Here is a 25,467-nt window from a genome sequence, read left to right on the forward strand (position 1 = left end):
AGCATAGGTGCGGCGTCGGCAGCAGGACGTGGCTAGAGGCCGGCAGGTATCGGATCGCCGCTGCGGGCCTCCATGCCGGGGGAAGGATGTGATGAAATAGGCGCCGCACAGGGAGGATGTGCGACTTTCATGAACCTCATGTGAAAAAGGAAGCGTCAGGATGACCCAGCCGCCGGGCACCAATCGGCTGATCCTCAACGGACAATCGGCGCAATTGCCGGAAGTGCGAAGCGCTGTCTTCGCCTGTCGGCGAGGCGGCCTCGATGTCGATGTGCGTGTCACCTGGGAAAAGGGCGACGGCGAACGCCAGGCCACCCAGGCTGGACGCGATCGGGTCAAGCGGGTCATCGCCGGCGGTGGTGACGGTACCGTGCATGAGGTGGTCAACGGGCTGATGCAGTTGCCGCGCGAAGAGCGTCCGGAGCTTGCCATCATGCCGTTGGGCAGCGCCAATGACCTGGCCAAGTCTCTGGGCCTGCCGCTCGGCCAGGCAGCGTCGCTGGACGCCGCCTGTCGTCTGCCCAGCCGCTGGGTGGATGTGCCAAGGATGAACGATCGCTATTTCATCAACATGGCCACCGGAGGTTTCGGTGCCGAGATCACCACATCGACGCCGAAGCCACTCAAGCGCTTGATGGGCGGGGGAGCCTACTCGGTGTTCGGTGCCTTCAAGGCCTGGCGCTATCAGCTCTACCAGGGCCACCTGGCCTGGGATGGCGGGGAGAGTCGAGCGGGCATCTTTCTGCTGGGTATCGGCAATGGCATCCAGGCCGGTGGCGGTCAGCAGTTGACGCCGGCGGCGCGACTGGACGACGGCCTGTTCGACGTGCTGCTGGTGCGTGACTTCCGCTCGCTGCGCCAGCTTCGGGCGATGATGCAGGAACTGCGGGCCAGGCCCTACCATGGGCAGTACGTCGACGCCTTTCGCAGTGCCTGGTTGCGCTTTGAAGCCGATGGCGAGGCGCGCCTGCCGCTGACGCTGGACGGCGAAGCCTGCTATCAGCGCGCGTTCGAGGCCCGGGTCATGCCGTTGGCGCTGCGTCTGACCATGCCCGACAGCTGTCGCATGGCCTCACCCCGGGGAGAATGATCAGGGCGGGCCGCCATAGACGTCGCCCGATAGGCGAGATTGCGGCGTGCTGCAGCGCCAACGCAAGTTGCGTGGCCGGGGTGGCTTTGGTGCAATAGCGCGCGATCAATCATGGAGATTGGGCGCATGGACAAAGGCTTTATGGAGAGAAGACGATGGCAATGACCCCTCGAATGGCGGCGGCCCTGGTGGCACTGAGCGTACCGCTGTGGCTGGTTGGGTGTGATGGCGAGGAGCCCCCGGCGTCTCAGAGTGAGCCTTCCGCTGTTCAGGAAGAGCCTTCAGCTGCTCAGGAAGAGCCGTCAGCTACTGAGGAGGAGCCTTCAGCCACTGAAGAAGAGCCTTCAGCGACTCAGCAAGAGCCCTCAGCTACTGACGAAGAGCCCTCAGCGACTCAACAACAGCCATCCGATTCCGAGAGCGGGATGTCCGCAGCCCAGTCAGAGTCATCGAGTGAAGCGGCGTCGAGCGGGGCCGACGGGGCGGAGACCAACAGTGACGCCGATGGGGCCGATGTAGACCTCGGCAGCAGTGCCACCGACACCCTGGAGCAGGGCCAGGCGCTGCCGGGGGAGAGCACCGAGTCAGATGTCGATGCCATCCTGGAGGAGACCGAGCGTCGCTTCGAGGAAGCGCAACGCAAGATCGACGAGACCTATAAGCAGGCCGAGGCAACGAGCGCTACCCAAGGCACACCGGACAGTGAAGGGCAGCAGAGCGACACAGGCGACGGAGAAGCCTCGGCGCCCTCGGTGCCGGACCCTGTCGAGGAACCGGTACAACTCGAGGGATCGAGCGAGGAAGTCGACGCCATCCTTCAGGAAACCGAACGCCGGTTCGAGGAAGCCAAGCGCAAGATCGACGAGACCTTCGAGCAGGCCGAGCGCCAGGTCCCCGAGGAGGTGCCCGCCGACGCGGACGCGTCCTTCGATGCCGACGTCAACGCCGAAGGCGACGTCGAGACCCGTACCGACAATGCGCCCTGAGCTGGTATTGGCAGGGTATCAGGTCCGGGTGGCTTAGTTCAGGGCTTAGTCATGGGCCCAAGGCGTGCTAGCAAGCTCTTACGGCATCCGATCGGCCCCCCGGCAGGCTCTGCCGACCAACAAGAAAGGCCCACCATATGGTGGGCCTTCTTGTCGCATGATCGAGGATTGTCACAACTTGCGGCAATCCTGCTCAAGCGCTGTTGCTTCACGGGGTGGCTAGATCACGCAGAATGCGATCTCCCCGTGACAAGGTCAGACAGGCACTAGGCTCAGTCGGCGACCTTGATGTTGGAGGCCTGAAGGCCTTTCTTGCCCTGAGTCACCTCGAAGGAGACCTTCTGGCCGTCCTGCAGGGACTTGAAGCCTTCAGCCTGAATCTCGGAGAAGTGGGCGAACAGGTCGTCTCCGCCGTCGTCCGGAGAGATGAAGCCGTAGCCCTTGGTATCGTTGAACCACTTGACAGTGCCAGTTGCCATTGTCGATTTCCTTAACTCGCTAAATGATGGTGCAGGCTCAACCACCCGGGGAGCTTTTCTCCCGTCGTGTGGTCTGAACCCTGTTGCGTGGGCATGACAAGAAAGAAGGGCGCATTGCGTGTTTCGACAATAGAGCGATCGAACTACCACTGCTGACGTTTCTACTTGCTGTCCTACGCTGCGGTCGAGTTCGCGATTCCGATCACCCGGGAAACGACACCTCTGGTGTCGACCACCCCTGGCAGGCGAGAATGGCTTACCTCGACTCGCCAAGTTACTGTAGATCGAAAGGCCAGCAGCGTCCAGCCGGACGCCCGTTGCTGCCTCTTAACGGAAAAGATGACACAAGGAATTCACATGACTGCCCCCGTGATCCATAGCGACGATACCCACTCCAAGGTGGTGGGCTACCTGTTGTGGCTGTTCGGTTTCCTCGGCGCCCACCGGTTCTATTACGGCAAGCCGGTGACCGGCACCATCTGGTTTCTGACCCTCGGACTGTTCTTCATCGGCTGGATCATCGACCTGTTCTTGATCCCGAGCATGGATCGCGAGGCCGACCTGCGGTTCCGCGGTGGTCCCACCAACTACACCCTGGCCTGGGTGCTGCTGACCTTCCTCGGGGTATTCGGCCTGCACCGTTTCTACATGGGCAAATGGGTGACCGGCATCATCTATCTGCTCACCGGTGGTCTGTTCTTGATCGGCATCCTCTACGACTTCTGGACGCTCAACGACCAGATTTCGCTGAAACACTCCGATAGCCTCGAGTCCGTGCGCTGATGGAAGGCTGGATCGATGCCCAGCTGCTGGGCTTCGTGGTGGCGATCACGCTGTTGAGCGTCACTCCCGGGGTCGACACCTTGCTGGTGATTCGCAACACCGCTCGGGGCGGTCTGCGCGACGGTGTGCTGACCAGCCTGGCGATCTGCTCGGGGCTGTTCGTCCACGCCACCATCTCCGCCCTGGGGGTATCGCTGATCCTGCTGCAGTCGGCCTGGGCGTTTTCGGCGTTGAAGATGATCGGGGCCGGCTACCTGGCCTGGCTGGGAGTCGCCAGCCTGCGTCAGGCCTGGGCCGGCAAGGGGCTCGCGGTGTCGGCGGCGAGTGGCGCCCGCCGCCAGCGCGTATCGCCGTGGCGGCCGCTGCGCGAGGGGTTGCTGTCCAACGTGCTCAATCCCAAGACGGTGGTGTTCTACATGGCCTTTCTGCCCCAGTTCATCGCCCCCACGGATCCGGCCTTGCTGAAGTCCCTGTGGCTTGCCGGTATCCACTTCGTGATTGCCAACCTGTGGCAGATCCTGGTCGCGGTGTTGGTGGGCAGCGCCAGCCACTGGCTCGCTCGGCCGGCGTTCTCGCGCGTGCTCAACGGCTTGACCGGCGGTGTGCTGGTGGCGTTCGGGGTCAAGTTGGCGTTGACGCGGGCGCCGTCCTGAGCCGATGCGATTGGCGCGGAGGTCAATAGCCCGAGACACAGGCCAGCGAAGCTACCGCAAAAAACCGGACCTCGACAGCAAGAACCCCCGACCACAGGCCGGGGGTTCTTGCTTTGCGAGGCGATCTCACCTCATCGACGTGCCGGGGCTCCGCCACATCATCGACGTACCATGGAACCGTCGTAGCGCGAGCTCTTCTCGGCCGCTGTCAGCACCTGCACGCCCTGGGTCGAGCCCTGGGCCAGGCTCTCGAACACTACCCGGTACTCGAGCACCGCGCGCACATAGCGGCGGGTTTCCTTGAAGGGGATCTCCTCGACGAACAGGTCGAATTCGCCCGGCGCGCGGGCAAGCCAGGTGTCGACCCGGTGGGGGCCGGCGTTGTAGGCCGCCGCCGCGGCGATACGGTTGCCGCCGTAGCGCGCGATCATGTCACGGATATAGGTGCTGCCCAGACGAATGTTGGTGGCCGGGTCGAGCACGCCGTAGGGTCCAGGATCACCGATGCCCACCTGGCGTCCCACCAGCGCGGCGGTACCCGGCATCAACTGCATCAGGCCCCTGGCCCCGGCGGGTGATAGCGCTTCGGGGTTGTAGGCGCTCTCGCGACGGGCGATCCCCATCAGCAGGTAGGGATCGACATTGTTGGCCTGGCCCCAGCGGCGGAAGTCCTCCCGGTAGGCTTCGGGAAAGCGCCAGGGCAGGGCGTCGAGCATCTTGCCGACGATGGTCGTCTGCACCAGGCGTACGTGCCAACCGCGTCCTGCGGCGTAGTCCGCCAGGCGCCGGGCGTCGGTGGGGCCTGCGCTGCGTACCGCGTGATTCCACTCGAGGTTGGCAAGCCCTTCCTGTCCGACGCGCAGCAGCGCCTCGGTGCGACGCACCGTCGGCCAGCCGGCGACCTGGGCGCGCTCGGCTTCGCTGAAACGCGTGTCTTCCATGTTGAGATCGTAGGACTGGCCGAGGCGGTCGGCGGCGACGAAGCCGAAGAAGTCGCGTTGACCCGCTGCCCGGGCGTAGGCGGCCTGCGCGTCTGCCTGCTGCCCGCGCAGGGCCAGCGCGCGGCCCAGCCAGTATTGCCAGCGCGCCTTGGCCTGGGTCTCGGCGGGCATGATGCCAACGGTGCGCTCGACGGCGGCCCAGTCGCGATCGCGGATGGCCAGGCGTGCACGCAGTTCGAACACCTCCGGATCCTGCTGGCCGGCCAGGGCGCCGTCGATCCAGCCGAGCAGGCTGCGCTGGTCGCGGCGCAGGGCGTAATAGATGATCTCGCGCTCCAGCGCCTGGCGCGACTGGGCCGGCAGGCTCACACTGCCGGAGACCTGCTGCCAGGCGGACAGCGCCGCCGCCGGGGATGACTCTGCAGTGGCGATGATGGCGGCCCGCACAAAGGAGGCGGTGCCGGCGCAGTTGGGGCCGACGCAGCGCGCTACGCTTGCCAGTCGAGACGGGTTGGCGGCCACGCTTTGCTGTGCTGCTGCAGCGGAGCTCCAGGCGGGTCCCAATTGACGGCCAAGATAGCTGACCAGTCCGTCTTCGCCGTTTTCCCAGGCCAGCATCATGCGCTCGAAGATTTCCGTGCCACCGATCTCGCCGCGGGCGCGCAGGGTGGAGAATAGCGAGTCGCAGGCATCGGGCTGGGAGCGACCCACCAGCCATAGTTCGCGGCCGCCCTGAGCGGCGACGGCGGGGCTCTGACCCAGTTGCGCGGTGTAGTAGTAGCACTGCTCGGCGGTGGTCTCGGGAACGCCGCCGGCGACGGCCAGCAGGTCGCCGTAGCGCCCGGCCTTGCCGTAGCGCAGGATGGCCTGCTCACGCATCCAGTCACCCAGCGGTGCATCGGCATTGGCCGAGATGTAGCTGAGAACTTCCTGAGGGCTGGCGTTGGGCAGGCGGTCGCGCAGACGATAGTACGCCACATAGCCGGCCAGTTCGTGGCCGCGAATGGCGGCGTCGTTGATGTTGTGGAAGTTGCCGCTACGGGCGGCTTCCAGGGCGCTGCGCATGGCGCCGTCACTGCCCTGGGCGGTAGCCGTCAATGGCATGCACAGTGCCGTGGCTGCCACCAGCGGCACGAGGCGACGAAACAAGGCGAATGGCATGGAGACCCTCCTGGTCTGTGAAGAAGAAGACATTGCTGCCTTTTTGTGCCGTAGACGGCGAATCGATGTCGGATCGAAGCCACATGGTGACCGAACCGGCGGGCCTTGAACAGTTGCCCGGCCAGGTTACGAGACTTGACCCCGGTCAGCTTCGCCCCCATGTTGCGATAAGACGACGTCGACGCCATGAAGATAGCCGTTGACACCCGATAAATACCATCGGCAATCGTTGGTGCTGAATTGAGTCGAGGAGACTATCCATGGCCCTGTTTGATCGAATCCCCGTTATTGGTCGCTTTACCCAACGCACACGAGCGTTCAAGCATATAATGCGGGCGCTCAAGCTGTTTATCCCGATGCTGCAGGACGTGCTCAGCGGTCGCTACCGCCCGGTGCCCTGGGCGGCTTTCGGCTGGATGGCGGTGGCCTTTGCCTATCTGGTGTCACCGCTGGACCTGATTCCCGATGTGCTGCTGCTGTTCGGTCTTCTCGATGATGTGGTCATCGTCGGCTGGTTGCTGACCAAGGTGGACAATAGTCTGGCCGACTATCGCGCCTGGCGTGGTATTGGCGAGGACGATGCTCCGCGGGAGGAGCGGGATATCCACGACATCTAAGGTGCCTTGTTCTTGATTTTCTGGCTCGAAGTGTGCGGATTCGAGCTTTTTGCGTTTGCTTCAGGGTACGTCGTCTGTTTCTGACGCTTGGCGAGCATTTGGCGGGTAAAAGGTAAAAATGCGGACCAAGGACGTATTGTGGCGTCGGCGGGCTGGGTCTAGATTGTCAGTCAAACGTTTGAATTCGAGCCCGCTCATGTCCTCCTCGCACCGCACCCTGCAGCCACCCTCCGTGTCGCTCTGGCGGCAGGCGCTTCAGCGCTTTGTCGATGTCATTCCACATACCCAGGCGCTCGGCATGCGCGTCGTTGCGGTGGATGCCAGCGGCGTCACCCTATATCTGCCCGGGGGCGCCGAGTTGTGCGGTGATCGCTCGAGAAGCCTGGTGCACAGCGGGGTGCTCAGCGTACTGCTGGACACCGCCTGCGGTGCCTCGGTCCTGCCGGCACTGCCAAGTCCTGAGGTCTGTCCCACCCTGGATCTGCATATCAGTCATCGTCGCCCTGCCTGTCAGGGGGCGTCATTGTGGGTACGTGCCGAAGTGGAGGCCATCACCGACTCGGTGGTGTTCACCGAGGCCCGGGCCTGGCAGCACGAAGGACAGGTGGTGGCCTGCGCCCGCGGGCACTTTGCCCGGCTGGGGCCGCGCAACACGCCAGCAGGTTTTGCCGAGGCCATGTTCGCCGGTCTTATGGAAGACGAGGGCGATCCCCTTATCGAAGAGAAGGCCCCAGTTGGCGATGCCGACAGTGGTGCGATAGCGGCGGCTCCACACGAGAGTGTCAGCGGCTTGCTGGAACGTGGGCGTGCCAGCGGTGAGATCAACGCCTGGCTTGGCGAGGTGCCCTACGCCGACTTCATCGGGGTGAGGGAGGACCGCGATGAGCACGGCAGGCGCTTTGTACTGGAGACGCGTCCCCACAACGTTGGCAATCCGATGCTGCCGGCGCTGCACGGTGGTGTGGTGTCGGCCTTTCTGGAGACTGCGGCAGCGCTGGATACCCTGGCGCAGACCCGTGAGCCGCGCCTGCCGAGGCTGGTCAACGTTACCGTGGACTACCTCAGTTCGGCCGGGGTGAAGCCAACCTACGCGCGTTGTCGTCTGGTGCGAGAAGGGCGGCGCATGGCCAATGTCGAGGCATGGGCGTGGCAGGACGACGAAGACGCGCCGGTTGCCCGGGCTCGCTTGACCTACGTGCTGGGGGCGCCGGCGTAGGTGAGAGCCGGCCCGGGCAGCGGTTAGCCAGGTGACCACGGCCAGGGACGTCGGCCCAGGTCCGGGAAGGTCGACCTGCTGGCGCCAGCCTTGATGTGAAGGTGCCTTCCTTGACTTGGTGGTGCCAGCCTTGACTTGGTGGTGCCAGCCTTGACTTGGTGGCGCCAGCCTTGAAAAGCGCAGCGCGGACCCCATATCGATTGTCATCTTGAATGACGTGCGGCGCGAGCCGTGCACTCTGGACCGCCAGCGACCCATCGCTGGCCCGGAAATCGCCATGTCGAAAGGGGTTCGATCTACCATGACCACCGCTACCCACGAAGAAACCCTGGGCTTTCAGACCGAGGTCAAGCAGCTTCTCAACCTGATGATCCACTCGCTGTACTCCAACCGCGAGATCTTTCTTCGGGAGCTGATCTCCAACGCCGCCGACGCCTGCGACAAGCTGCGTTATCAGGCGCTGGACAATGATGCGCTCTACGAGGGCGACAGCGAGCTGCGCGTCGAGATCGAGCACGACAGCGAGGCCGGCACCGTCACCCTTCGTGACAACGGTATCGGCATGAACCGCGAGGACGTGATCGCCAACCTGGGCACCATCGCCAAGAGTGGCACCGCCGAGTTTCTCAAGCAGCTTTCCGGCGAACAGCAGAAGGACGCCCGGCTGATCGGCCAGTTCGGGGTCGGCTTCTATTCTGGCTTTATTGTCGCCGACGAGATTACCGTGCGTACCCGCAAGGCCGGTGACGCCGCTGATGCCGGCGTCGAGTGGCGCTCGAAAGGCGAGGGCGAGTTCGTGGTCGCCGAGATCGAGCGCGAGAAGCACGGCACCGAGATCATCCTCCACCTCAAGGAGGACGCCAGGGAGTTCGCCGACGACTATCGTCTGCAGAGCCTGGTGCGCAAGTACTCCGACCATATCGAAGTGCCGGTGAAGATGCCGCGTACCGAAAAGGCCACCGACGACGATGGCAACGAGGTCGACGGTAGCGAGGTCACCACCTGGGAGACCGTCAACGAGGCGACCGCGCTGTGGGTGCGGCCCAAGAGCGAGGTCTCCGAGGACGAGTACAAGGCCTTCTACAAGCACGTGGCCCACGACTTCTCCGACCCCCTGACCTGGAGCCACAACAAGGTCGAGGGCAACCTGGAGTACACCAGCCTGCTGTACGTGCCGGGCCGCGCACCCTTCGACCTGTACGAGCGTGACGGCGCCCGTGGGGTCAAGCTGTACGTCCAGCGCGTGTTCATCATGGACGACGCCGAGCAATTCCTGCCGCTGTACCTGCGCTTCATCAAGGGGGTGCTGGACACCCGCGATCTGTCGCTGAACGTGTCCCGTGAGCTGCTGCAACAGGACCCGAAGGTAGAGAAGATCAAGTCCGCGCTGACCAAGCGTGCCCTGGACATGCTCAAGAAGCTGGCCAAGGACAAGGAAGCCTACCAGACTTTCTGGAACACCTTCGGTTCGGTGCTGAAGGAAGGCCCGGCGGAGGACTACGCCAACCGCGACAAGATCAGCGGCCTGCTGCGTTTCTCTTCCACCCACACCGACAGCGCCACCCAGGATCAGTCCCTGGCCGACTACGTGGAGCGGATGAAGGAAGGTCAGGACAAGATCTACTACATCGTCGCCGATGGCTTCAACGCCACCAAGAACAGCCCCCACCTGGAAATCTTCCGCAAGAAGGGCATCGAGGTGCTGCTGCTCCACGATCGCATCGATGAGTGGCTGATGAGCCATCTCACCGAGTTTGACGGCAAGAAGTTTGCCGATGTTGCCAAGGGCGATCTGGACCTGGGGGACGTCGAGGACGAGGACGAGAAGAAGGCTCAGGAGGAGACCGCCAAGTCCAAGGAGGATCTGGTTAAGCGGGTCAAGGAAGCGCTCGGCGAGGAGGTTCAGGAGGTCAAGATCACCCACCGCCTGACCGATTCACCGGCCTGCGTGGTGCTGCCCGAGCACGAGATGGGCTTCCAGATGCGCCGTATCATGGAGGCTGCGGGCCAGAGCCTGCCGGAGGTCAAGCCGATCCTCGAGCTCAATCCGGACCACGCCCTGGTCGCTCGCCTGGAAGGGGCCGACGGTGACGGCTTCGGTGATCTGGCGCGGATCCTGCTGGATCAGGCGATCATCGCCGAGGGTGGTCATCTCGACGATCCGGCCGCCTACGTCAAGCGTCTCAACGCCCTGCTGAGTGCCTGACAAGCTGGCTGCCAAGAGCTCAAGCGCCCCAACCACGACGCCACCTTCGGGTGGCGTCGTTGTGTTGTGGGGAAGGCGGCTCGCCTTCGGCGCACCACAGATCGTTCAGCGTTTCAGACTGGCGAAGAGCTCAGGGCACTGGCGCTGAAGCTCCCTGTCGTCAAGCATGGCCTCGCGCTGACGCTGGATGGCGTGACCTCGGCGCTTGAGCACCGCATCGATGTCATCGCCGCTGGCGCAGCTCACCTTGAGCAGGTTGATCAGTGCGTCCAGCCGCTGGGGAGAACTCGCCAGGGCCGCCTCGATATCCGCCCGGGCCCTGTCGTATTGGCCCAGGCGGTAGTAGGCGTAGCCGCGGTAGGAGAGCGCGTCGTTGTTGTTCGGGTCGATCGCAAGCGCCCGGGTGTAGTCGGCCACCGCGCCCTCGAAGTCGCGCTCGATGCGCTTTTCACGTCCCGCGCTGACCTGCTGCTGGGCCGACTGCATGGGGGCCTGGCGGGTGATGATGGTCAGGTAGCGCGGCGCCACATCGCTGCCGAGGGCCAGTGCGGCCTCGAAGTAGCTTCGAGCCTTGTCGAGCTCACCGGCGGAAAAGGCGTTGATGCCAGCGTTGTTGAGGGTCTTCAGGCGCACCTCACGCAAGCCGTCATGACCTTGACTCGCCCTGAGCGCCTGCTCAAACAGCGCTGAGGCGTCAGCGTGGCGGCCTTCCCGATACAGAATCCAGCCCTGGGCGTTCAAGCCTTCCATCCGGGCCAGCGGATCAGGACTTTCGAGCAGAGGGCGTAGTTCGCGCAGAGCGGCCTGGTTGTCACCCTGCTGCAACAGCGCCTTGGCCCTGGACAGCGGGGCCTGCTGGGCAGCCACCGGCCACGCCACCCCGACGCTCAGCAGCACGATCAGCAGGGCGTTTATCGTAGACGAGGGGTGGCGCCGTCGTTTTCCCTTCGCTGGCCCGGCCAGGTCTGTCGCCATCGCGCGCGACGCCAAGGCGCCCTGCCTGTTCTTCATTAGAAGCCTACCTGCGGAGAATCTCGCTCCGCTGCAGCGATGACGTCGGCCAGTTGGCTCTTCAGGGCGTCGCGCTCCTGCTCGATGGCGATCAGCCGGCCGTGCAGATCGTTGTTCAAGATGCGCAGCACATTGTCGTCCTGGACCTTCAGCACGACCGTGCCCCGGCCATCCAGCGGCATGTCCCGCTCCTGCAGACGGATGACCGGCAGCACGCCTTCCGGCGGGGCGATGGAAAGATTGACCTGGCTCGAGGGTTTCATCATTGCCATGGCCAGCCCGCCGACGAAGAACAGCAGACTCAGCGCCATGAACAGCCTGGCGTTCTTGGAGACCTCCTGCAGATAGCGAATGCGCAACTCGGTGCCCTCACTGGTCTCGCCAGAGCGCTCATTGAGCAACAGGGTGTGGGTCTTGTTGAGCAGGTGGTAGCCGAGGATCAGCAGCACCACGGCGAAGCCTGGCAGACCGTACTCCAGAAGCGTGGGAAAGCTGTTCATCACGGGCACCCGGCGGTGGGACAGGGCTCAGGCCTACGTATGCCCTTGTCAGCATAGCGCAGGCGGCCGTCCTCGCCGCGCGAAATTGGCCTGGTACAGGTTTCTTGGCCGCTTCGCTCGCGCTGTATCGCCGTCCCGTGGCGCCATGATGCGGGTCAAGTAGGGGCGACGGGACTACTGCTAAGGTCGAATTGTGCTCTCGAGGGCAGGTGTTTTTTCGCCGATCGAGAAGCGTGCAGCACACCCGCCGCCTCCGATGCGGCGACCGCTGCTGCCACCGAACAGGCGGGCCGGCTGCCATCTCCGAGGGATGGCCGTCGCTCAGCATGCAGGACTAGCGTTGTCATTTACTCTGTTGAGGTGCAAGTCGATGAAAGAGCAATTCGCGCAAGCGTGGGAAGGGTTTGCCGGGGGCGAGTGGAAGAAGGACGTCGACGTACGAGACTTCTTGCTGGCCAATGTGACGCCCTACGAGGGTGACGAGCGTTTCCTGGTCAGCGAGCCGGCGGCCAGCACTCGCGAGCTATGGGACACTGTGATGGAAGGCGTCAAGCAGGAAAACGCCACCCATGCACCGCTGGACTTCGACACCTCGCTGGTCTCGACCATCACCGCTCATGACGCCGGCTATATCGATCAGCGTCTCGAGACCATCGCTGGACTGCAGACCGACGCGCCGCTGAAGCGGGCGATCATGCCCAACGGCGGCATCAAGATGGTGGAGGGCTCATGCCAGGCCTACGGTCGTGAACTCGATCCTCAGGTCAAGAAGGTCTTCACCGAATTTCGCAAGACCCACAATCAGGGGGTGTTCGATGTCTACACCCCGGACATCCTCAAGTGTCGCAAGTCAGGGGTGCTGACCGGACTGCCGGACGCCTATGGTCGTGGACGCATCATCGGTGACTACCGCCGGGTCGCCCTTTACGGCGTCGACTTCCTGATGCGTGACAAGCAGGCGCAGTTTGCCTCGCTGCAGCAGCGCTTCGAACAGGGCGAGGACCTGGAGGCGGTGATCCAGCTGCGCGAGGAAGTCGCCGAGCAGCATCGTGCACTCGGCCAGCTCAAGGAAATGGCCGCCAAGTACGGCTTCGACGTCTCGGTCCCGGCTGCCACCGCCCAGGAGGCCATCCAGTGGACCTACTTTGGCTACCTGGCGGCAGTGAAGTCGCAAAACGGCGCCGCCATGTCACTGGGACGTACTTCCAGCTTCCTCGATATCTACCTGGAGCGTGACCTGCGCCAAGGCGTGATCGACGAAGCCCGCGCCCAGGAGCTGGTCGATCACTTCATCATGAAGCTTCGCATGGTGCGCTTCCTGCGCACCCCTGAGTATGACGAGCTGTTCTCCGGCGACCCGATCTGGGCCACCGAATGCCTGGGCGGGATGGCACTGGACGGACGCACCCTGGTCACCCGTACCAGCTTCCGTTTCCTCAACAGCCTCTACACCATGGGCCCGAGCCCGGAGCCCAACCTCACGGTGCTGTGGTCCGAACAGTTGCCCGACGGCTTCAAGCGCTACTGCGCCAAGGTGTCCATCGATACCTCGTCGATCCAGTACGAGAACGATGACCTGATGCGCGTGGACTTCGCCTCCGACGACTACGCCATCGCCTGCTGCGTGTCTCCCATGGTGATCGGCAAGCAGATGCAGTTCTTCGGTGCCCGAGCCAACCTGGCCAAGACGCTGCTTTACACGATCAACGGCGGCGTCGACGAGAAGCTGAAGATCCAGGTCGGCCCCAGGAGTGAGCCGATCGCCTCCGAGGTGCTCGACTTCGACGAGGTGTGGGCACGCATGGATGGCCTGATGGACTGGCTGGCCCGCCAGTACGTGACCGCTCTCAATGCCATCCACTACATGCACGACAAGTACAGCTACGAGGCGGCGCTGATGGCGCTGCACGACCTCGACGTCAAGCGCACCATGGCCTGCGGCATCGCCGGGCTGTCGGTGGCGGCGGACTCGCTGTCGGCGATCAAGTACGCCAAGGTGCGCCCGGTGCGTGATCCTGACGGCGTGGCGGTGGACTTCGAGATCGAGGGTGACTACCCCTGCTTCGGCAACAACGATCCGCGCGTCGACGATATCGCCTGCGAGCTGGTCGAGACCTTCATGAACAAGATCCGCAAGCTCAATACCTACCGTGGCGCCGAGCCGACCCAGTCGGTGCTGACCATCACCTCCAACGTGGTCTACGGCAAGAAGACCGGCACCACGCCGGACGGTCGTCGCGCCGGCGAGCCCTTCGCACCGGGTGCCAACCCCATGCATGGGCGTGACACCAAGGGTGCGGTGGCCTCGTTGACGTCGGTGGGCAAGCTGCCCTACGCCCACGCGAAGGACGGGATCTCGTATACCTTCTCCATCGTGCCGAGGGCGCTGGGCAAGGACGAGGGCGCCCAGCGCAGCAACCTGTCCGGCTTGCTCGACGGTTACTTCCACCACAGCGAGCGTCAGGAAGGCGGCCAGCACTTGAACGTCAACGTGCTCAACCGCGAGATGCTCGAGGACGCCGTGGTCAATCCGGACAAGTATCCTCAGCTGACCATCCGCGTGTCCGGCTACGCGGTGCGCTTCAACTCCTTGACCGCGGAACAGCAGCGCGACGTGATCTCCCGGACCTTCACCGAAACGCTCTGAGCCGACAGTCGTCTCGCCCGGGGCCGCGACAGCGGTCCCTTTCCGGGCTCCGGGTGTCTCCCGGAGCCCCTCTTCGTTAGGAGTCCTGATGATGATCACTGGCCGTCTCCATCACCTGGAGAGCTGTGGTGCCGTGGATGGCCCAGGCATTCGCTTTCTGGTGTTTCTGCAGGGCTGCGTGATGCGCTGTCAGTACTGCCACAACCGCGACAGCTGGGATCGCCAGGGCGGACGTGAGGTGACGGTGGACGAGATACTCACCGAAGCCAGAACCTATCTGCCGTTCATGCGGGCGTCTGGGGGCGGCATCACCTGCACTGGCGGCGAGGCGCTGCTGCAACCGGCGTTTGTGCGCGACCTGTTTCAGGCGGCCAAGGCCGAGGGCATGCACACCTGCCTCGACACCAATGGCTACGTCTGCCACTACGATGAGGTCCTCGACGAGTTGCTTGCCGCCACCGACCTGGTGCTGCTGGATCTCAAGCATCTCGACGAGGGCGTGCACCGCGAGCTCACCGGTATCCCCCGACGCCGTCCCCTGGCCTTTGCCCGTCATCTGGCGGCGATCGGCAAGCCCACCTGGATTCGTCAGGTGATCGTGCCTGGCTTTACCGACAGCGAGGCATCCATGCACCTGCTGGGGGAGTTCGTCGAGACCATGGACAACGTCGAGCGTATCGAGCTGCTGCCCTATCACGCACTTGGCGAGTACAAGTGGCAGGAGCTGGGAGAGCACTATCCGCTGGCAGGAGTGGCGCCACCGAGTGGCGAGACCATGCAGCGCCTGGTGACGATCGCCTCGCGGTATCATCCGGAGGTCATCGCTGGCTGACGTGGTGTCGTCGCCCGCTCGAACAACGCAGCGAGCCCCTCTCACCCTTTGGTGAGAGGGGCTCGCTGTCGTTTCAGAAGAGCGGTTGTTTCAGGAGATGAGCAAGCGCGGCAGCGCCTCTGGGCGTCAGTCGCTCAGTTCGCCCCTGCGGCTGGCGGCGGCGGTGAACAGCACATCGGTGGAAGAGTTGAGGGCGGTCTCGGTGGAGTCCTGGACCACGCTGATGACGAAGCCGATGGCGACCACCTGCATCGCCACGTCGGCGGAAATGCCGAACAGGCTGGCGGCCATGGGAATCAGCAGCAGCGAGCCACCGGCCACACCGGAGACGCCGCAGGCGGCCAGGGCGGAGACCACGCACAGCAGCAGGGCGGTGACAAAGTCCACGCTGATGCCCAGGGTATGGGCGGTGGCAAGCGTCATCACGCTGATGGTGATGGCGGCACCGGACATGTTGATGGTGGCGCCGAGCGGAATCGAGATGGAGTAGGTGTCCTCATCCAGCTTCAGACGCTTGCACAGCTCCAGGTTGACCGGGATGTTGGCTGCGCTTGAGCGAGTGAAGAAGGCGGTGATGGCGCTACCGCGCAGACAGCTGAAGACCAGCGGATAAGGGTTCTGGCGAGTGGCCAGGAAGACGATCAGCGGATTGGTCACCAGGGCGACGAACAGCATGCAGCCGACGATCACCGACAGCAGTTGGGCGTACTCCAGCAGCGCACCGATTCCGGCTTCGGCCAGGGTGCCGGCGACCAGTCCGAAGATACCCAGCGGTGCCAGACGAATGACCCAGCGCACCAGGGTCGATACCGCCTGGGACAGGTCCTCGATCATGCCCTTGGTAGCGGCACTGGCGCTGCGCAGCACCAGGCCGAGGCTGACGGCCCACACCAGGATGGCAATGAAGTTGGCGTTCATCAATGCGCTGACCGGGTTGGCCACGGCGCTCAACAGCAGGTTGCGCAGGATCTCTACCACGCCGCCTGGCGGATTGCCGCTGGCCTGAGCGGTATTCAGGGTCAGTTCGGTGGGGAGGGCGAAACTGGCCACCACCGCCACCAGCGCCGCCACCAGGGTGCCGATCAGATACAGCACCAGTACGCTGTGGATCTGGGTCGGCTGGCCGCGCTGATGGCCGGCGATGGCGGCCATCACCAGCACGAAGACCAGCACCGGGGCGACCGCCTTCAAGGCCGAAATGAATACCTGGCCGAGCAGCGATACCGAGGCGGCGAGCTCGGGGGACAGGGTGGCGACGGCGATACCGCAGAGGATACCGATCACGATCTGAGGGATCAGCCCCAGACGATTCAGCGCCTTGAAGGGGGCGCTCAAGGAGGTGGACATGGCTCTGGTCTCGAAGCGTGGAGTGTGCATCGACCGTCGCGTCAGGACGGATGGGCGTCGGCTTGTGGCCGGAAGGAGGGCGATTCTATCACCGTCGGCCACACCCAACGGTTCGACTTAAGCATGATATCAGCAGTAAGAATCTGGCATGGATCAGCAGTTGCATAGATGGTGTGGCTGCATTCCTGGTGTCCGCTGAAAATATTGACTGGGTCGGGGAGATGTTCGGCCCGATGGCAGCAAGCCCCGCCTGATTGGCGGGGCTTGCGTGGGGAAGAGAGGCTTCCCGGGAGTGGCTTGGCGCAAGGCCTGGCGTGAGTCTCCTCGAGGCGTCTTTCTGTCGGGCAGACGCCGACAGGGCCTCTGCACCGGGATTACGCGATAAGGGGTTCTTTCCCGGAGTTCCTGTCCGGGGTTCTTTGCCAGGGCTTAGCGGGCGCCGGTCAGCGCCTGGGCCAGCTCGCGCGTCAATTCGAGCACGGCTTGGGTACCTTCGGCGGGAGTGTCGCCGCTGGCCTGGGCATCGATCAGCGCCGAGCCTACCACCACGCCGTCGGCGAAGGCGCCAATCTCTCTGGCCTGGGCGGCGGTGCGAATACCGAAACCGACGGCGATGGGAATATCGCTGTGCTCGCGGATGCGGGCTACCTCCTGTTGCACGCGTTCGGCGCTTGGCGCAGCACCGCCGGTGACCCCGTTGCTCGAGACGTAGTAGAGAAAGCCCGAGGTATTGGTGAGCACCCCCGGCAGGCGTCGGGCATCGGTGGTGGGGGTCGCCAGACGAATGAAGTTGAGCCCGGCTTGATTGGCAGGCAGGCACAGCTCGTCGTCATGTTCCGGCGGCAGGTCGACCACGATGAGACCGTCGACGCCGGCAGCCTTGGCCTGATCGAGAAAGCGTGTCACGCCACGGGCGTAGATGGGGTTGTAGTAGCCCATCAGCACGACCGGTGTCTGTTGATCGGTCCGACGCAGTTGGCGGACCATCTCGAGGGTCTTGTCCATGGTCTGGCCGGCATCCAGCGCCCGGCGGGTCGCATGCTGGATGGCGGTGCCGTCGGCCATGGGGTCGGTGAACGGCATGCCGAGTTCGATCACATCGGCGCCGGCCTCGCCCAGGCCCTTGAGAGTCGCGAGGCTGGTGTCATAGTCGGGATCACCGGCGGCGATGTAGGTCACCAGGGCGGCGCGTCCCTGCTGGCGAGTCTCGGCGAAGCGACGTGCGAGGCGCCCCTCGGCGGTCGTGGTCGTGGTCATGGTCTCTCTCCTGGAATCCGGGGTGTCAGTCCTGCTGGTCGGGCTTTCCCAGGCCCAGTTCATCGGCAAGACATTCGGTGGCGGCGGCCATGTCCTTGTCGCCGCGGCCGCTCAGGTTGACCACCATCAGATGATCCGCCGGCAGTCGCGGGGCGCGCTTGATCACCTCGGCCAGGGCGTGGGAAGACTCCAGCGCCGGGATGATGCCTTCCTTGCGACACAGCAGGGTGAAGGCGTCCAGCGCCTCACGATCGGTGGCCGCCACGTACTCGGCGCGCTCGATGGCATGCAGCCAGGCGTGTTCGGGTCCGATGCCGGGGTAGTCGAGGCCGGCGGAGATGGAGTGGGCGTCGCTGATCTGGCCTTCGTCGTCCTGCAGCAGAAAGGTACGGTTGCCGTGCAGCACGCCGGAACGTCCACCCTTGAGGCTGGCCGCATGGCGTGGGGTGTGGAGGCCTTCGCCGGCCGCCTCGACGCCGACCAGCGCCACTTCAGGGTCGTCGAGGAAGGGGTGAAACAGGCCCATGGCGTTGGAGCCGCCGCCGATACAGGCGACCAGCGAGTCCGGCAGGCGTCCTTCCTTGGCGGTGATCTGGTCGCGCACCTCTCGCCCGATCACCGACTGGAAGTCGCGCACCAGCGCTGGGTAGGGGTGGGGGCCGGCCACGGTGCCGATGATATAGAAGGTGGAGTCGACGTTGGTGACCCAGTCTCTCAGCGCCTCGTTCATGGCGTCCTTCAGAGTACCGTCGCCGGCGGTGACCGGAATCACCTTGGCGCCCAGCAGTTGCATGCGCTGTACGTTGGGCTGCTGGCGATGGATATCGGTGCTGCCCATGTAGATGACGCAGTCCATGCCGAAACGCGCGGCGACGGTGGCGGTGGCCACACCGTGCATGCCCGCGCCGGTCTCGGCGATGATGCGACGCTTGCCCATGCGACGGGCGAGCAGGATCTGGCCGAGGGCGTTGTTGATCTTGTGGGCGCCGGTGTGCATCAGGTCTTCGCGCTTGAGATAGATGCGCGCGCCGCCCAGATGCTCGGTCAGGCGCTCGGCGAAGTACAGCGGGCTCTGGCGACCGACGTAGTCGGCCGACAGCGAGGCCAGCTCGTCAGCGAAGGTCGGGTCCTGGCGTGCGGCGTCGTATTCCTGCTCGAGATCCAGAATCAGCGGCATCAGGGTCTCGGCCACGAAACGACCGCCGAAGTCACCGAAGAAACCACGAGGGTCGGGTCCGTGACGGAGGCTGGGAGTTGGGCGTTGCTGGTTCATGACGGGTTCCAAGGCTGACCAGGCGCGATCTGCGCCCCGAATGGCATGGACAGCAGCATAGCGCTGCATGCGGCCGGAAAAAATCGAAATAACAGCCAGGATGTGTGAGAAAATCTCACCAGTTGAGGAGCTGCAAGACCACTTGGCCCTTCACTGTGGTCCCGAACTAGGCCGTGAGCCGTGCCCCGGAAGTCCGCACGCACGGCACGCAGTGGCACCATCAGCTGACCTCTGGGCGCCGGGGCACACCAGGCCCAGACGAGCTAAGACAAGACACCCCATGCCAAGCCGGGAGAGACGCTCGCCATGACATCGCACAACCAGGACGTCCCGTTGCCCTCGCTCAGGGCGCTCAGGGCCTTCGAGGCGCTGGGGCGCCACGGTAGCGTGTCGCGGGCGGCGGCCTCGCTGCACCTGACCCATGGTGCGGTCAGTCGTCAGATCAAGCTGCTCGAGGACCAGTTGGGGGTTGCCCTGGTCGAGAAGGAAGGGCGGGGCTTGAGACTGACCGATGCCGGCCGTGAGCTGGCCGACGCCGCAGGATTCCATCTTGGCGCCCTGGCACGGGTCTGCGCCGAGGTCGCTCGCACCAGCGTCCAGTCGCCCTTCGTGCTGAGCTGCCCAGGCTCCTTCCTGGCGCGCTGGTTCATTCCTCGACTGGCCCGCTTGAAGCAGGCTCTGCCGCAGTTGGAGTTGCATCTGACCGCCGGTGAGGAAGGTGTCGCGACGCTATCCGGGGTCGATGGTGTGCTGCGCTTTCAGCGCTTGCCGGAAGGGGAGCCGCCGGGCGAGGTCACCCGTATCCTCGGGCAGGAGCGCATCGGTCCTGTGCTCAGTCGTGAGCTTGAGCTGCATCGGTCCGGCGGGGCTACAGCAAGCCCGCCCGACCCGCGGGTACTGCTCGGCCAAGCGCTGTTGCATACCCGTTCACGTCCCTCCGCCTGGGGCGACTGGAGTGGCCGCCAGGGGATCGCGCCGGAGCGGCTGACGATGGGCCAGGGCTTCGAGCACCTCAACTACCTGCTGGAGGCGACCCTGGTGGGGCTTGGGGTCGGCATTACGCCGGACTACCTGGTGGAAGAGGACGTGCGCGCAGGGCGCCTGGTGGCGCCTTGGGGCTTTGTCGCCACCGACGCCTGCCTGGTGCTGGAACTGGCAGCCGGGCCTAGGGGGGCGCGCCATCCGCTGGCAAATGATCTGGCCGACTGGTTGGCGGCAGAGCTGGCCGAAGCGCCGGTGCTGGGCTGATACGAGGTGCTGGGCTGATGCGAGGTGCGAGCCGGCAATGATGTGGCTTGCCGCGCTGTGAACGGGTGCTTGGTCGCGCTGCTGCGTGCTGGTGGTAGGGCAGGAGGTCCGAATGCAGTCGTTGTTAATGTTATGTTATAACGTATTTTTTTATCAGGCTGAACCGGCGGTGAAAGGATGAATGACGCACAGATCGAGGCCAACCAGGCCGTCAACGACACAGTCAGCGATACGGTCAACGACACGGTCGACACAGACGCCCGGGGGAGAGAGCCCATCGACGATCCACAAAGGCTGTCGGATGTGGCCGTGCAGCAGGTGAGCCAGGGCGTCGCCCTGGACTGGGTCGGCATGGAGGGCATCGCGCTGCCCGTCGAACTGGCGGGACAGCGGATCGAAGCCAGGGTGAACGCAGGGGTCAGTCTTGACGCCCCGGAGGCCCGCGGGATTCATATGTCGAGGTTGTACCTGGCGCTTGACGACCTGACCGAAGAAGCGCTGACGTTGCCTCGACTGGACGCCTGCCTGGCGCGCTTTCTCGACAGTCACGAGGGTCTCTCCCGGTCTGCCAGTCTGTCTCTCGAAGGACGTTTGCTGTTGAAGCGTCCGGCGTTGGTCAGTGACCTGGCTGGCTGGAAGGCCTATCCCTTTCACCTTGAAGTCGAGCAACGAGGTGGCCAGCGGTCGGTAGTCCTGCGTCTGGAGGTGGGCTATTCCTCCACTTGCCCCTGTTCCGCGGCGCTGGCGCGTCAATTGATCCAGCAACAGTTCAACCGTGACTTTGCCGCAGAGCCTCATCCGGCCCGTGATGAGGTGCACCGCTGGCTGGGGCAGGAGTCGGGGATCGTGGCGACGCCTCACAGCCAGCGCAGCCAGGTGATCATGGCGCTCAGGCTGGGCCTCGAGGTCGAGGACGTCCCCATGGTCGAAGTCATCGACAGGGTGGAGCAGAGCCTGGGCACGGCGCTGCAGACTGCGGTCAAGCGTCCCGACGAACAGGCCTTTGCATTGGCCAACGGGCAGAACCTGATGTTCTGCGAGGACGCCGCACGTCGTGTGCATGGTTGCCTGATGACCATCCCGGGGATCGATGGCTTCGAACAGAAGGTGATCCATGCCGAGAGCCTGCACGCCCACGACGCCGTGGCCCGCAGCAGTTGGCGCTGGTAGCGTGGGCAAGTACCTGAAGCGGCCTTGCCCTTGTATGGCCGGCCGGCAGGCTAGCGAGGATGCGTGCTGTGATCTGGTAGCGTGGGCAAGTACCTGAAGCGCACTTGCCCTTGTATGGCCGGCTGGCAAGTTCGCGAGGATGCGTGCTGTGATCTGGTAGCGTGCGCAAGTACCTGAAGTGCACTTGTCCTTGTATAGCCGGCCGGCAGGCTAGTGAGGATGCGTGCTGTGATCTGGTAGCGTGCGCAAGGGCCCGAAGCGGTCTTATCCTGGTATGGCCGGCTGGCAAGCCAGCAAGGATATGTGCTTCGGCACGCGTAGGAGACCACTTGGTGGGAGGGCAGGTCGAAACAGGGGTTTGAGACGTGGTTTTATAGGACGGAACACACCGTTCAGGGCGTGGTCATGACAAGGCCATGAAACGTCCATGACGTTGCGAAAACAGCACGCCATTGTTGCCTGGTGGGTAGACGCGTCCGTGTCGACTGGTGTCTCCCGAGGGTCGTCTTTCACCATGGAAGGGTAGTAGAGAGGCGCTTCAGGTTTCTAAACGTGACGGTTTGTGTCTTTTGCTTTACTCTTTTCACATCATCGGTAGCTGATTCAGCATATAAGCGAAGATTGCTTCCACGCCCAAGCAGGAGGCCATAGGGGGAGATGTGAGATATTGCTGGCGACTCATGGTCCTGGGGCTGACACTGGCGTCGCCCCTGTCGATGGCGCTCGAACCGCCCTCGGGCACGCCTTTGTTGAAGGTGTCCGGTGACATCGGGGTCACCAATGTCGGTGATCAGGCCTGGTTCGACCGCGACATGCTCGAGGCGCTACCCCAGGGCACGATCACGACCCATCTCCCCTGGTTTGACGGTGCCTCTGTCTATCAGGGGCCTCTGCTCGAGGGGCTACTCGATGCGGTCCAGGCGCGCGGTACCGAGCTGCGTGTTTCCGCATTGAACGATTTTGTGGCGTCGGTTCCGGTGCAGGATGCCTCGACCTTCAACCTTGTGCTGGCGATGTGGCGCGATGGCGAGCGCCTGGAAGTGCGCAATCAAGGGCCCCTGTTTGTGATTTATCCCTTTGATCAGCACCCTGAAATCTACAACGCTGTCTACCTGACGCGGTCCGTCTGGCAGGTGGAGTCCATCGATGTCCACTGAGCCGCCGGTGGCCGAGGTCAGATTATGCTGAAACTGCCGTATCGCTCGAGGGTGGCGGCCACCGCAACGGTGCTGTTTTTTGTGGCGGCACTGGTGGCGGGAGGCCTGACCTTCGATCGGCAGCAGGAATTGCAGCATCGCATCCTCGATACCGTCACCTGGAACCTCTACCAGTTCGATCGCATGGTGCGCGAAATGCGCATTCAGGCCGCCGAGGTCAGCGCGGATGATATCGATAGCCTGGTCCTCGACTACGAGATTCTGCACGGACGAAGCGACTTGTTGCGTCAGGGGCAGACTCGGGACTTTCTGCGTCAGACCAGTGCCTCCCAGGAACTGTATCGGCGCGCGGAGCAATTGATCGACGATCTGGGGGGGCGAGTCGAGCCTCTGGAGCAGGGGGGGCGCCTGCTCGACGACGACAGGGATGCACTCAAGCAGACCCTGGGGCAGTTGCAGAACGTCAGTCGCGACATGCTGTTGCAACACAAGGCCAGTGTGGCCGAGTTGCGCACCCAAGATACCCAGTCGATGCTGCGTCTGTATGGTGTCGTACTGGCCTGCATCGTGCTTATCATGGTGACCGGTACCGTGCTGGTGCTGGCGCTGATGCGTGAGGGGCGTGCCCACACCCTCAAGGCGGAGTTGCTGCAGGCCCAGTCGCGAGCACTGAAGGAAGCGGTGGAGCGTGCCGAGAACGCCAGTCGCGCCAAGTCCGATTTCATGGCGATCATGAGTCACGAGATGCGCACACCGCTCAGTGGCGTCATGGGCATGACCGATCTGCTGCGCGACGAATCCCTGAGCGATCAGGGCAAGCGTCATATCGAAGGCCTGGAGGCCAGCGCGACGGGACTGCGCTCGGTGATCAACGATGTGCTCGACTATACGCGGCTGGAGACCGGCCGGATCGAGGTCGAGCGCGAACTGTTTGCGCTGCGCCATATGCTCGACCAGACCACCCTGGGCTATCGTTCGCAACGCCTGGGCGATGTGCAGTTTCTGATGCGCCTGGCCCCGGACCTGCCCGCTTGCGTGGAAGGAGATCAGCATCGACTGCGCCAGGTACTGCAGAACCTGTTGAACAACGCCTTCAAGTTCACCCGCCAGGGGTTCGTGATGTTGAGGGTTTCCTGTGCCCAGGATCAGCGCATTGCCTTCGTCGTCTACGACACCGGGTGCGGGATATCTCAGCAGGATGTCGAGCGCATCTTTGAGCCCTTCGAACAATCCGATCCGGTGATGGCCAGGCGTCATGACGGTGCCGGGCTTGGCCTGCCCATCGCACGTAGCCTGGTGCGCGCCATGGGGGGCGACCTCAAGGTGGACAGCCAGTTGGGCAGCGGTTCCAGATTCTGGTTCGAACTTCCCTTGCCGGCCAGCGATCAGAAAGAGGAGAAGGTCGAGGTGGCGTCTGCCCCGGCGCCGCTGGCGCCGCACCATGTGCTGGTGGTGGACGACAACCTTCTCAACAGGGAGCTGGTGGCCAGTATGCTGGCCCGCCTGGGCCAGTCCTGCGAAGTCGTGTCCAACGGCGAGCAAGCGCTGCAGGCGCTGTCACAGCGTGACTTCGATCTGGTGCTGATGGATCTGCAGATGCCGGTCATGGATGGTCTGGAGACGACCCGGCGCTGGCGCGAGCGGGAAGCGGCGATCCACCGTGGTGATGGCGACGACGACGCTCGGCTGCCGATCATCGCGGTGACGGCCAACGTTCTGCCGGAACATCGCCGGGCCAGCCGCGAGGCGGGGATGGATGACCTGATCGGCAAGCCTTTCACGCGTCAGGATCTAGGCCAGGTGCTTGGTCGCTTTCCCTCTCGGGTCTATCCTTCCCTCGACCCCGACGAAAACTTCTGGACGCCACCGAGTACATCCGCCCACGAAGGGGCCTCCGCGCCCACCCAGACGGCGACGGAAGAAAGAGTCGCCAGTGCCGACCTGCTGTCGCGAACGACGCTTCAAGAGTTGCGCTCGATGGTCTCGGCGGATGCTCTGGAGCGCATGGTACGCGGCTACCTGGCCCGCTTTCCTGCTCGTATCGCAAGGCTCTACACGGCCCATGAAGAAAGGGACTTCGACATGCTGGTCGGTGAGGCCAGGGAGCTTCATCATGCGTCAACCACCCTGGGGTGCACGGCAGTGGTCGCGGTGGTGGAGGCGATCATCGAGCATGGTGAGATGGGCCGTCACGAGCCGCTGGTGCCTCTGATCAAGGAACTGGAGGACATCGGCACTCGCACCGGTCTTGCCTGGCGAACCACCGGAGTGCTCGACAGCTTTCGCTGAATCCTGAGCGTGAATGCCTTCCCTGGCCGTTGAACTGGCAGTAGCATGTCGCTGGTACGGCAAAAATTCGTCGAGAATACCGATTTTCAATGGGAGAGGCGTCATGGGATGGCGAACCATCGCGTTGGTGATGCTATGGGGAATGGTCGGACAGGCTCTTGCGCTGGACGCCCCCGGTGGCAGGGTGATCCTCGAGGTGGGTGGGCGCATCTCCGTGACCAATGTGAGTGATGAAGCCCACTTCGACCGCGCCATGCTCGAGGCGCTGCCCCAGCATGTCGTGGTGACCGGCAATCCCTGGATCGATGGTCAGTCTCGCTTCGAAGGGCCGCTGCTCAGCGATGTACTGGCGGCGGTGGAGGCCGAGGGCGACGAGCTCAGGGTGGCCGCCATCAAGGACTACGAGACGCTGATGCCGGTGAGCGACGCCCACGAACATGGCGTGATCCTCGCCATGCGCCGCGATGGAGAGCGCATGAGAATCCGCGACAAGGGCCCCTTGTTCGTGGTCTATCCTTTCGACGACCAGCCGGAACTCAAGACCAATATCTACTTCAGTCGATCTGTCTGGCAGGTCGCCCGCATCGACGTCAACTGAGTTCTC

At 63.9% G+C, this 25,467-nt stretch carries 21 protein-coding genes; 14 read left to right on the forward strand and 7 right to left on the reverse strand.

The window, feature by feature from the left end:
* The first annotated feature begins 160 nt into the window (after window positions 1-160).
* Window positions 161-1,090, forward strand: a complete 930-nt coding sequence (yegS, locus tag KUW00_RS08565) for a lipid kinase YegS (protein ID WP_045993797.1) — start codon at window positions 161-163, stop codon at window positions 1,088-1,090.
* A 425-nt stretch (window positions 1,091-1,515) separates the two neighbouring features.
* Window positions 1,516-2,076 (forward strand): hypothetical protein, encoded by a 561-nt coding sequence (locus tag KUW00_RS08570; RefSeq protein WP_222568826.1) that lies wholly within the window; start codon window positions 1,516-1,518, stop codon window positions 2,074-2,076.
* 272 nt (window positions 2,077-2,348) lie between these two features.
* Here the strand turns inward: KUW00_RS08570 and KUW00_RS08575 are convergent, their stop codons facing one another.
* Complete coding sequence (locus KUW00_RS08575) at window positions 2,349-2,555, reverse strand: cold-shock protein (protein ID WP_045993796.1); 207 nt, start codon at window positions 2,553-2,555, stop codon at window positions 2,349-2,351.
* Window positions 2,556-2,912: 357 nt separating this feature from the next.
* Between KUW00_RS08575 and KUW00_RS08580 the strand changes: the two genes are divergently transcribed.
* Together KUW00_RS08580 and KUW00_RS08585 are read left to right on the forward strand one after the other, a co-directional pair.
* Window positions 2,913-3,338, forward strand: coding sequence for an NINE protein (locus KUW00_RS08580; protein ID WP_045993795.1), 426 nt, complete (start codon window positions 2,913-2,915; stop codon window positions 3,336-3,338).
* The gene (locus KUW00_RS08585) at window positions 3,338-3,991 is read left to right on the forward strand and encodes a LysE family translocator (RefSeq protein ID WP_045993794.1); all 654 of its coding nucleotides are present in this window, start codon (window positions 3,338-3,340) and stop codon (window positions 3,989-3,991) included. The genes KUW00_RS08580 and KUW00_RS08585 overlap by 1 nt, the downstream gene beginning before the upstream one ends.
* Window positions 3,992-4,149: 158 nt before the next feature.
* Here KUW00_RS08585 and KUW00_RS08590 read toward each other — a convergent pair whose 3' ends face one another.
* Window positions 4,150-6,093 (reverse strand): transglycosylase SLT domain-containing protein, encoded by a 1,944-nt coding sequence (locus KUW00_RS08590; RefSeq protein WP_124803029.1) that lies wholly within the window; start codon window positions 6,091-6,093, stop codon window positions 4,150-4,152.
* A 260-nt stretch (window positions 6,094-6,353) separates the two neighbouring features.
* Between KUW00_RS08590 and KUW00_RS08595 the strand changes: the two genes are divergently transcribed.
* The 3 genes from KUW00_RS08595 (at window position 6,354) to htpG (ending at window position 10,132) form a co-directional block, all read left to right on the forward strand.
* A complete protein-coding gene (locus KUW00_RS08595; RefSeq protein ID WP_045993792.1) occupies window positions 6,354-6,710 on the forward strand; it encodes a YkvA family protein in 357 nt (118 codons plus the stop codon).
* 196 nt (window positions 6,711-6,906) lie between these two features.
* Entirely contained in the window at window positions 6,907-7,926 is a 1,020-nt protein-coding gene (locus KUW00_RS22375) for a PaaI family thioesterase (RefSeq protein WP_231498734.1), read from the forward strand.
* Window positions 7,927-8,227: 301 nt separating this feature from the next.
* A complete protein-coding gene (htpG, locus tag KUW00_RS08610; protein ID WP_045993791.1) occupies window positions 8,228-10,132 on the forward strand; it encodes a molecular chaperone HtpG in 1,905 nt (634 codons plus the stop codon).
* Window positions 10,133-10,237: 105 nt separating this feature from the next.
* On the opposite strand, the gene KUW00_RS08615 is transcribed toward htpG, so the two are convergent.
* Complete coding sequence (locus tag KUW00_RS08615) at window positions 10,238-11,143, reverse strand: tetratricopeptide repeat protein (protein WP_222568827.1); 906 nt, start codon at window positions 11,141-11,143, stop codon at window positions 10,238-10,240.
* Window positions 11,143-11,643 (reverse strand): hypothetical protein, encoded by a 501-nt coding sequence (locus KUW00_RS08620; RefSeq protein ID WP_108133835.1) that lies wholly within the window; start codon window positions 11,641-11,643, stop codon window positions 11,143-11,145. Before KUW00_RS08620 ends, KUW00_RS08615 begins: the two co-directional genes overlap by 1 nt.
* 370 nt (window positions 11,644-12,013) lie before the next feature.
* Between KUW00_RS08620 and pflB the strand changes: the two genes are divergently transcribed.
* On the forward strand, window positions 12,014-14,290 hold the full coding sequence (gene pflB / locus KUW00_RS08625) for a formate C-acetyltransferase (protein ID WP_222568828.1): 2,277 nt from the start codon (window positions 12,014-12,016) through the stop codon (window positions 14,288-14,290).
* 88 nt (window positions 14,291-14,378) lie between these two features.
* Window positions 14,379-15,122, forward strand: coding sequence for a pyruvate formate lyase 1-activating protein (pflA, locus tag KUW00_RS08630; protein ID WP_045993787.1), 744 nt, complete (start codon window positions 14,379-14,381; stop codon window positions 15,120-15,122).
* A gap of 126 nt (window positions 15,123-15,248) precedes the next feature.
* Here the strand turns inward: pflA and sstT are convergent, their stop codons facing one another.
* The 3 genes from sstT to trpB all read right to left on the reverse strand — a co-directional run bounded on the left by sstT (window position 15,249) and on the right by trpB (window position 18,999).
* The gene (gene sstT / locus KUW00_RS08635) at window positions 15,249-16,469 is read right to left on the reverse strand and encodes a serine/threonine transporter SstT (protein WP_045993786.1); all 1,221 of its coding nucleotides are present in this window, start codon (window positions 16,467-16,469) and stop codon (window positions 15,249-15,251) included.
* Window positions 16,470-16,898: 429 nt separating this feature from the next.
* On the reverse strand, window positions 16,899-17,726 hold the full coding sequence (trpA, locus tag KUW00_RS08640; protein WP_045993785.1) for a tryptophan synthase subunit alpha: 828 nt from the start codon (window positions 17,724-17,726) through the stop codon (window positions 16,899-16,901).
* A gap of 25 nt (window positions 17,727-17,751) precedes the next feature.
* The gene (gene trpB, locus KUW00_RS08645; RefSeq protein WP_222568829.1) at window positions 17,752-18,999 is read right to left on the reverse strand and encodes a tryptophan synthase subunit beta; all 1,248 of its coding nucleotides are present in this window, start codon (window positions 18,997-18,999) and stop codon (window positions 17,752-17,754) included.
* A 306-nt stretch (window positions 19,000-19,305) separates the two neighbouring features.
* On the opposite strand from trpB, the gene KUW00_RS08650 reads away from it, so the two are divergent.
* From KUW00_RS08650 to KUW00_RS08670, 5 genes are all read left to right on the forward strand, one after another.
* On the forward strand, window positions 19,306-20,247 hold the full coding sequence (locus KUW00_RS08650) for a LysR family transcriptional regulator (RefSeq protein WP_222568830.1): 942 nt from the start codon (window positions 19,306-19,308) through the stop codon (window positions 20,245-20,247).
* Window positions 20,248-20,424: 177 nt separating this feature from the next.
* Complete coding sequence (gene folE2 / locus KUW00_RS08655; protein WP_108133829.1) at window positions 20,425-21,417, forward strand: GTP cyclohydrolase FolE2; 993 nt, start codon at window positions 20,425-20,427, stop codon at window positions 21,415-21,417.
* 680 nt (window positions 21,418-22,097) lie between these two features.
* Window positions 22,098-22,574, forward strand: a complete 477-nt coding sequence (locus tag KUW00_RS08660) for an oxidoreductase (RefSeq protein WP_108133828.1) — start codon at window positions 22,098-22,100, stop codon at window positions 22,572-22,574.
* Window positions 22,575-22,598: 24 nt separating this feature from the next.
* Complete coding sequence (locus KUW00_RS08665) at window positions 22,599-24,863, forward strand: ATP-binding protein (protein WP_222568831.1); 2,265 nt, start codon at window positions 22,599-22,601, stop codon at window positions 24,861-24,863.
* Window positions 24,864-24,966: 103 nt separating this feature from the next.
* Window positions 24,967-25,461, forward strand: a complete 495-nt coding sequence (locus tag KUW00_RS08670; RefSeq protein ID WP_108133826.1) for a molybdopterin-dependent oxidoreductase — start codon at window positions 24,967-24,969, stop codon at window positions 25,459-25,461.
* The last annotated feature ends 6 nt before the right edge of the window (window positions 25,462-25,467 follow it).

This window comes from Halomonas sp. DP5N14-9 (assembly GCF_019802175.1).
GTDB lineage: Bacteria > Pseudomonadota > Gammaproteobacteria > Pseudomonadales > Halomonadaceae > Halomonas > Halomonas litopenaei.

Coding starts and splice junctions, on each gene's coding strand:
- yegS (WP_045993797.1), top strand. CDS start 161: ATGACCCAGCCGCCGGGCACCAATCGGCTGATCCTCAACGGACAATCG.
- KUW00_RS08570 (WP_222568826.1), top strand. CDS start 1,516: ATGTCCGCAGCCCAGTCAGAGTCATCGAGTGAAGCGGCGTCGAGCGGG.
- KUW00_RS08575 (WP_045993796.1), bottom strand. CDS start 2,555: ATGGCAACTGGCACTGTCAAGTGGTTCAACGATACCAAGGGCTACGGC.
- KUW00_RS08580 (WP_045993795.1), top strand. CDS start 2,913: ATGACTGCCCCCGTGATCCATAGCGACGATACCCACTCCAAGGTGGTG.
- KUW00_RS08585 (WP_045993794.1), top strand. CDS start 3,338: ATGGAAGGCTGGATCGATGCCCAGCTGCTGGGCTTCGTGGTGGCGATC.
- KUW00_RS08590 (WP_124803029.1), bottom strand. CDS start 6,093: ATGCCATTCGCCTTGTTTCGTCGCCTCGTGCCGCTGGTGGCAGCCACG.
- KUW00_RS08595 (WP_045993792.1), top strand. CDS start 6,354: ATGGCCCTGTTTGATCGAATCCCCGTTATTGGTCGCTTTACCCAACGC.
- KUW00_RS22375 (WP_231498734.1), top strand. CDS start 6,907: ATGTCCTCCTCGCACCGCACCCTGCAGCCACCCTCCGTGTCGCTCTGG.
- htpG (WP_045993791.1), top strand. CDS start 8,228: ATGACCACCGCTACCCACGAAGAAACCCTGGGCTTTCAGACCGAGGTC.
- KUW00_RS08615 (WP_222568827.1), bottom strand. CDS start 11,143: ATGAAGAACAGGCAGGGCGCCTTGGCGTCGCGCGCGATGGCGACAGAC.
- KUW00_RS08620 (WP_108133835.1), bottom strand. CDS start 11,643: ATGAACAGCTTTCCCACGCTTCTGGAGTACGGTCTGCCAGGCTTCGCC.
- pflB (WP_222568828.1), top strand. CDS start 12,014: ATGAAAGAGCAATTCGCGCAAGCGTGGGAAGGGTTTGCCGGGGGCGAG.
- pflA (WP_045993787.1), top strand. CDS start 14,379: ATGATGATCACTGGCCGTCTCCATCACCTGGAGAGCTGTGGTGCCGTG.
- sstT (WP_045993786.1), bottom strand. CDS start 16,469: ATGTCCACCTCCTTGAGCGCCCCCTTCAAGGCGCTGAATCGTCTGGGG.
- trpA (WP_045993785.1), bottom strand. CDS start 17,726: ATGACCACGACCACGACCGCCGAGGGGCGCCTCGCACGTCGCTTCGCC.
- trpB (WP_222568829.1), bottom strand. CDS start 18,999: ATGAACCAGCAACGCCCAACTCCCAGCCTCCGTCACGGACCCGACCCT.
- KUW00_RS08650 (WP_222568830.1), top strand. CDS start 19,306: ATGACATCGCACAACCAGGACGTCCCGTTGCCCTCGCTCAGGGCGCTC.
- folE2 (WP_108133829.1), top strand. CDS start 20,425: ATGAATGACGCACAGATCGAGGCCAACCAGGCCGTCAACGACACAGTC.
- KUW00_RS08660 (WP_108133828.1), top strand. CDS start 22,098: ATGGTCCTGGGGCTGACACTGGCGTCGCCCCTGTCGATGGCGCTCGAA.
- KUW00_RS08665 (WP_222568831.1), top strand. CDS start 22,599: ATGCTGAAACTGCCGTATCGCTCGAGGGTGGCGGCCACCGCAACGGTG.
- KUW00_RS08670 (WP_108133826.1), top strand. CDS start 24,967: ATGGGATGGCGAACCATCGCGTTGGTGATGCTATGGGGAATGGTCGGA.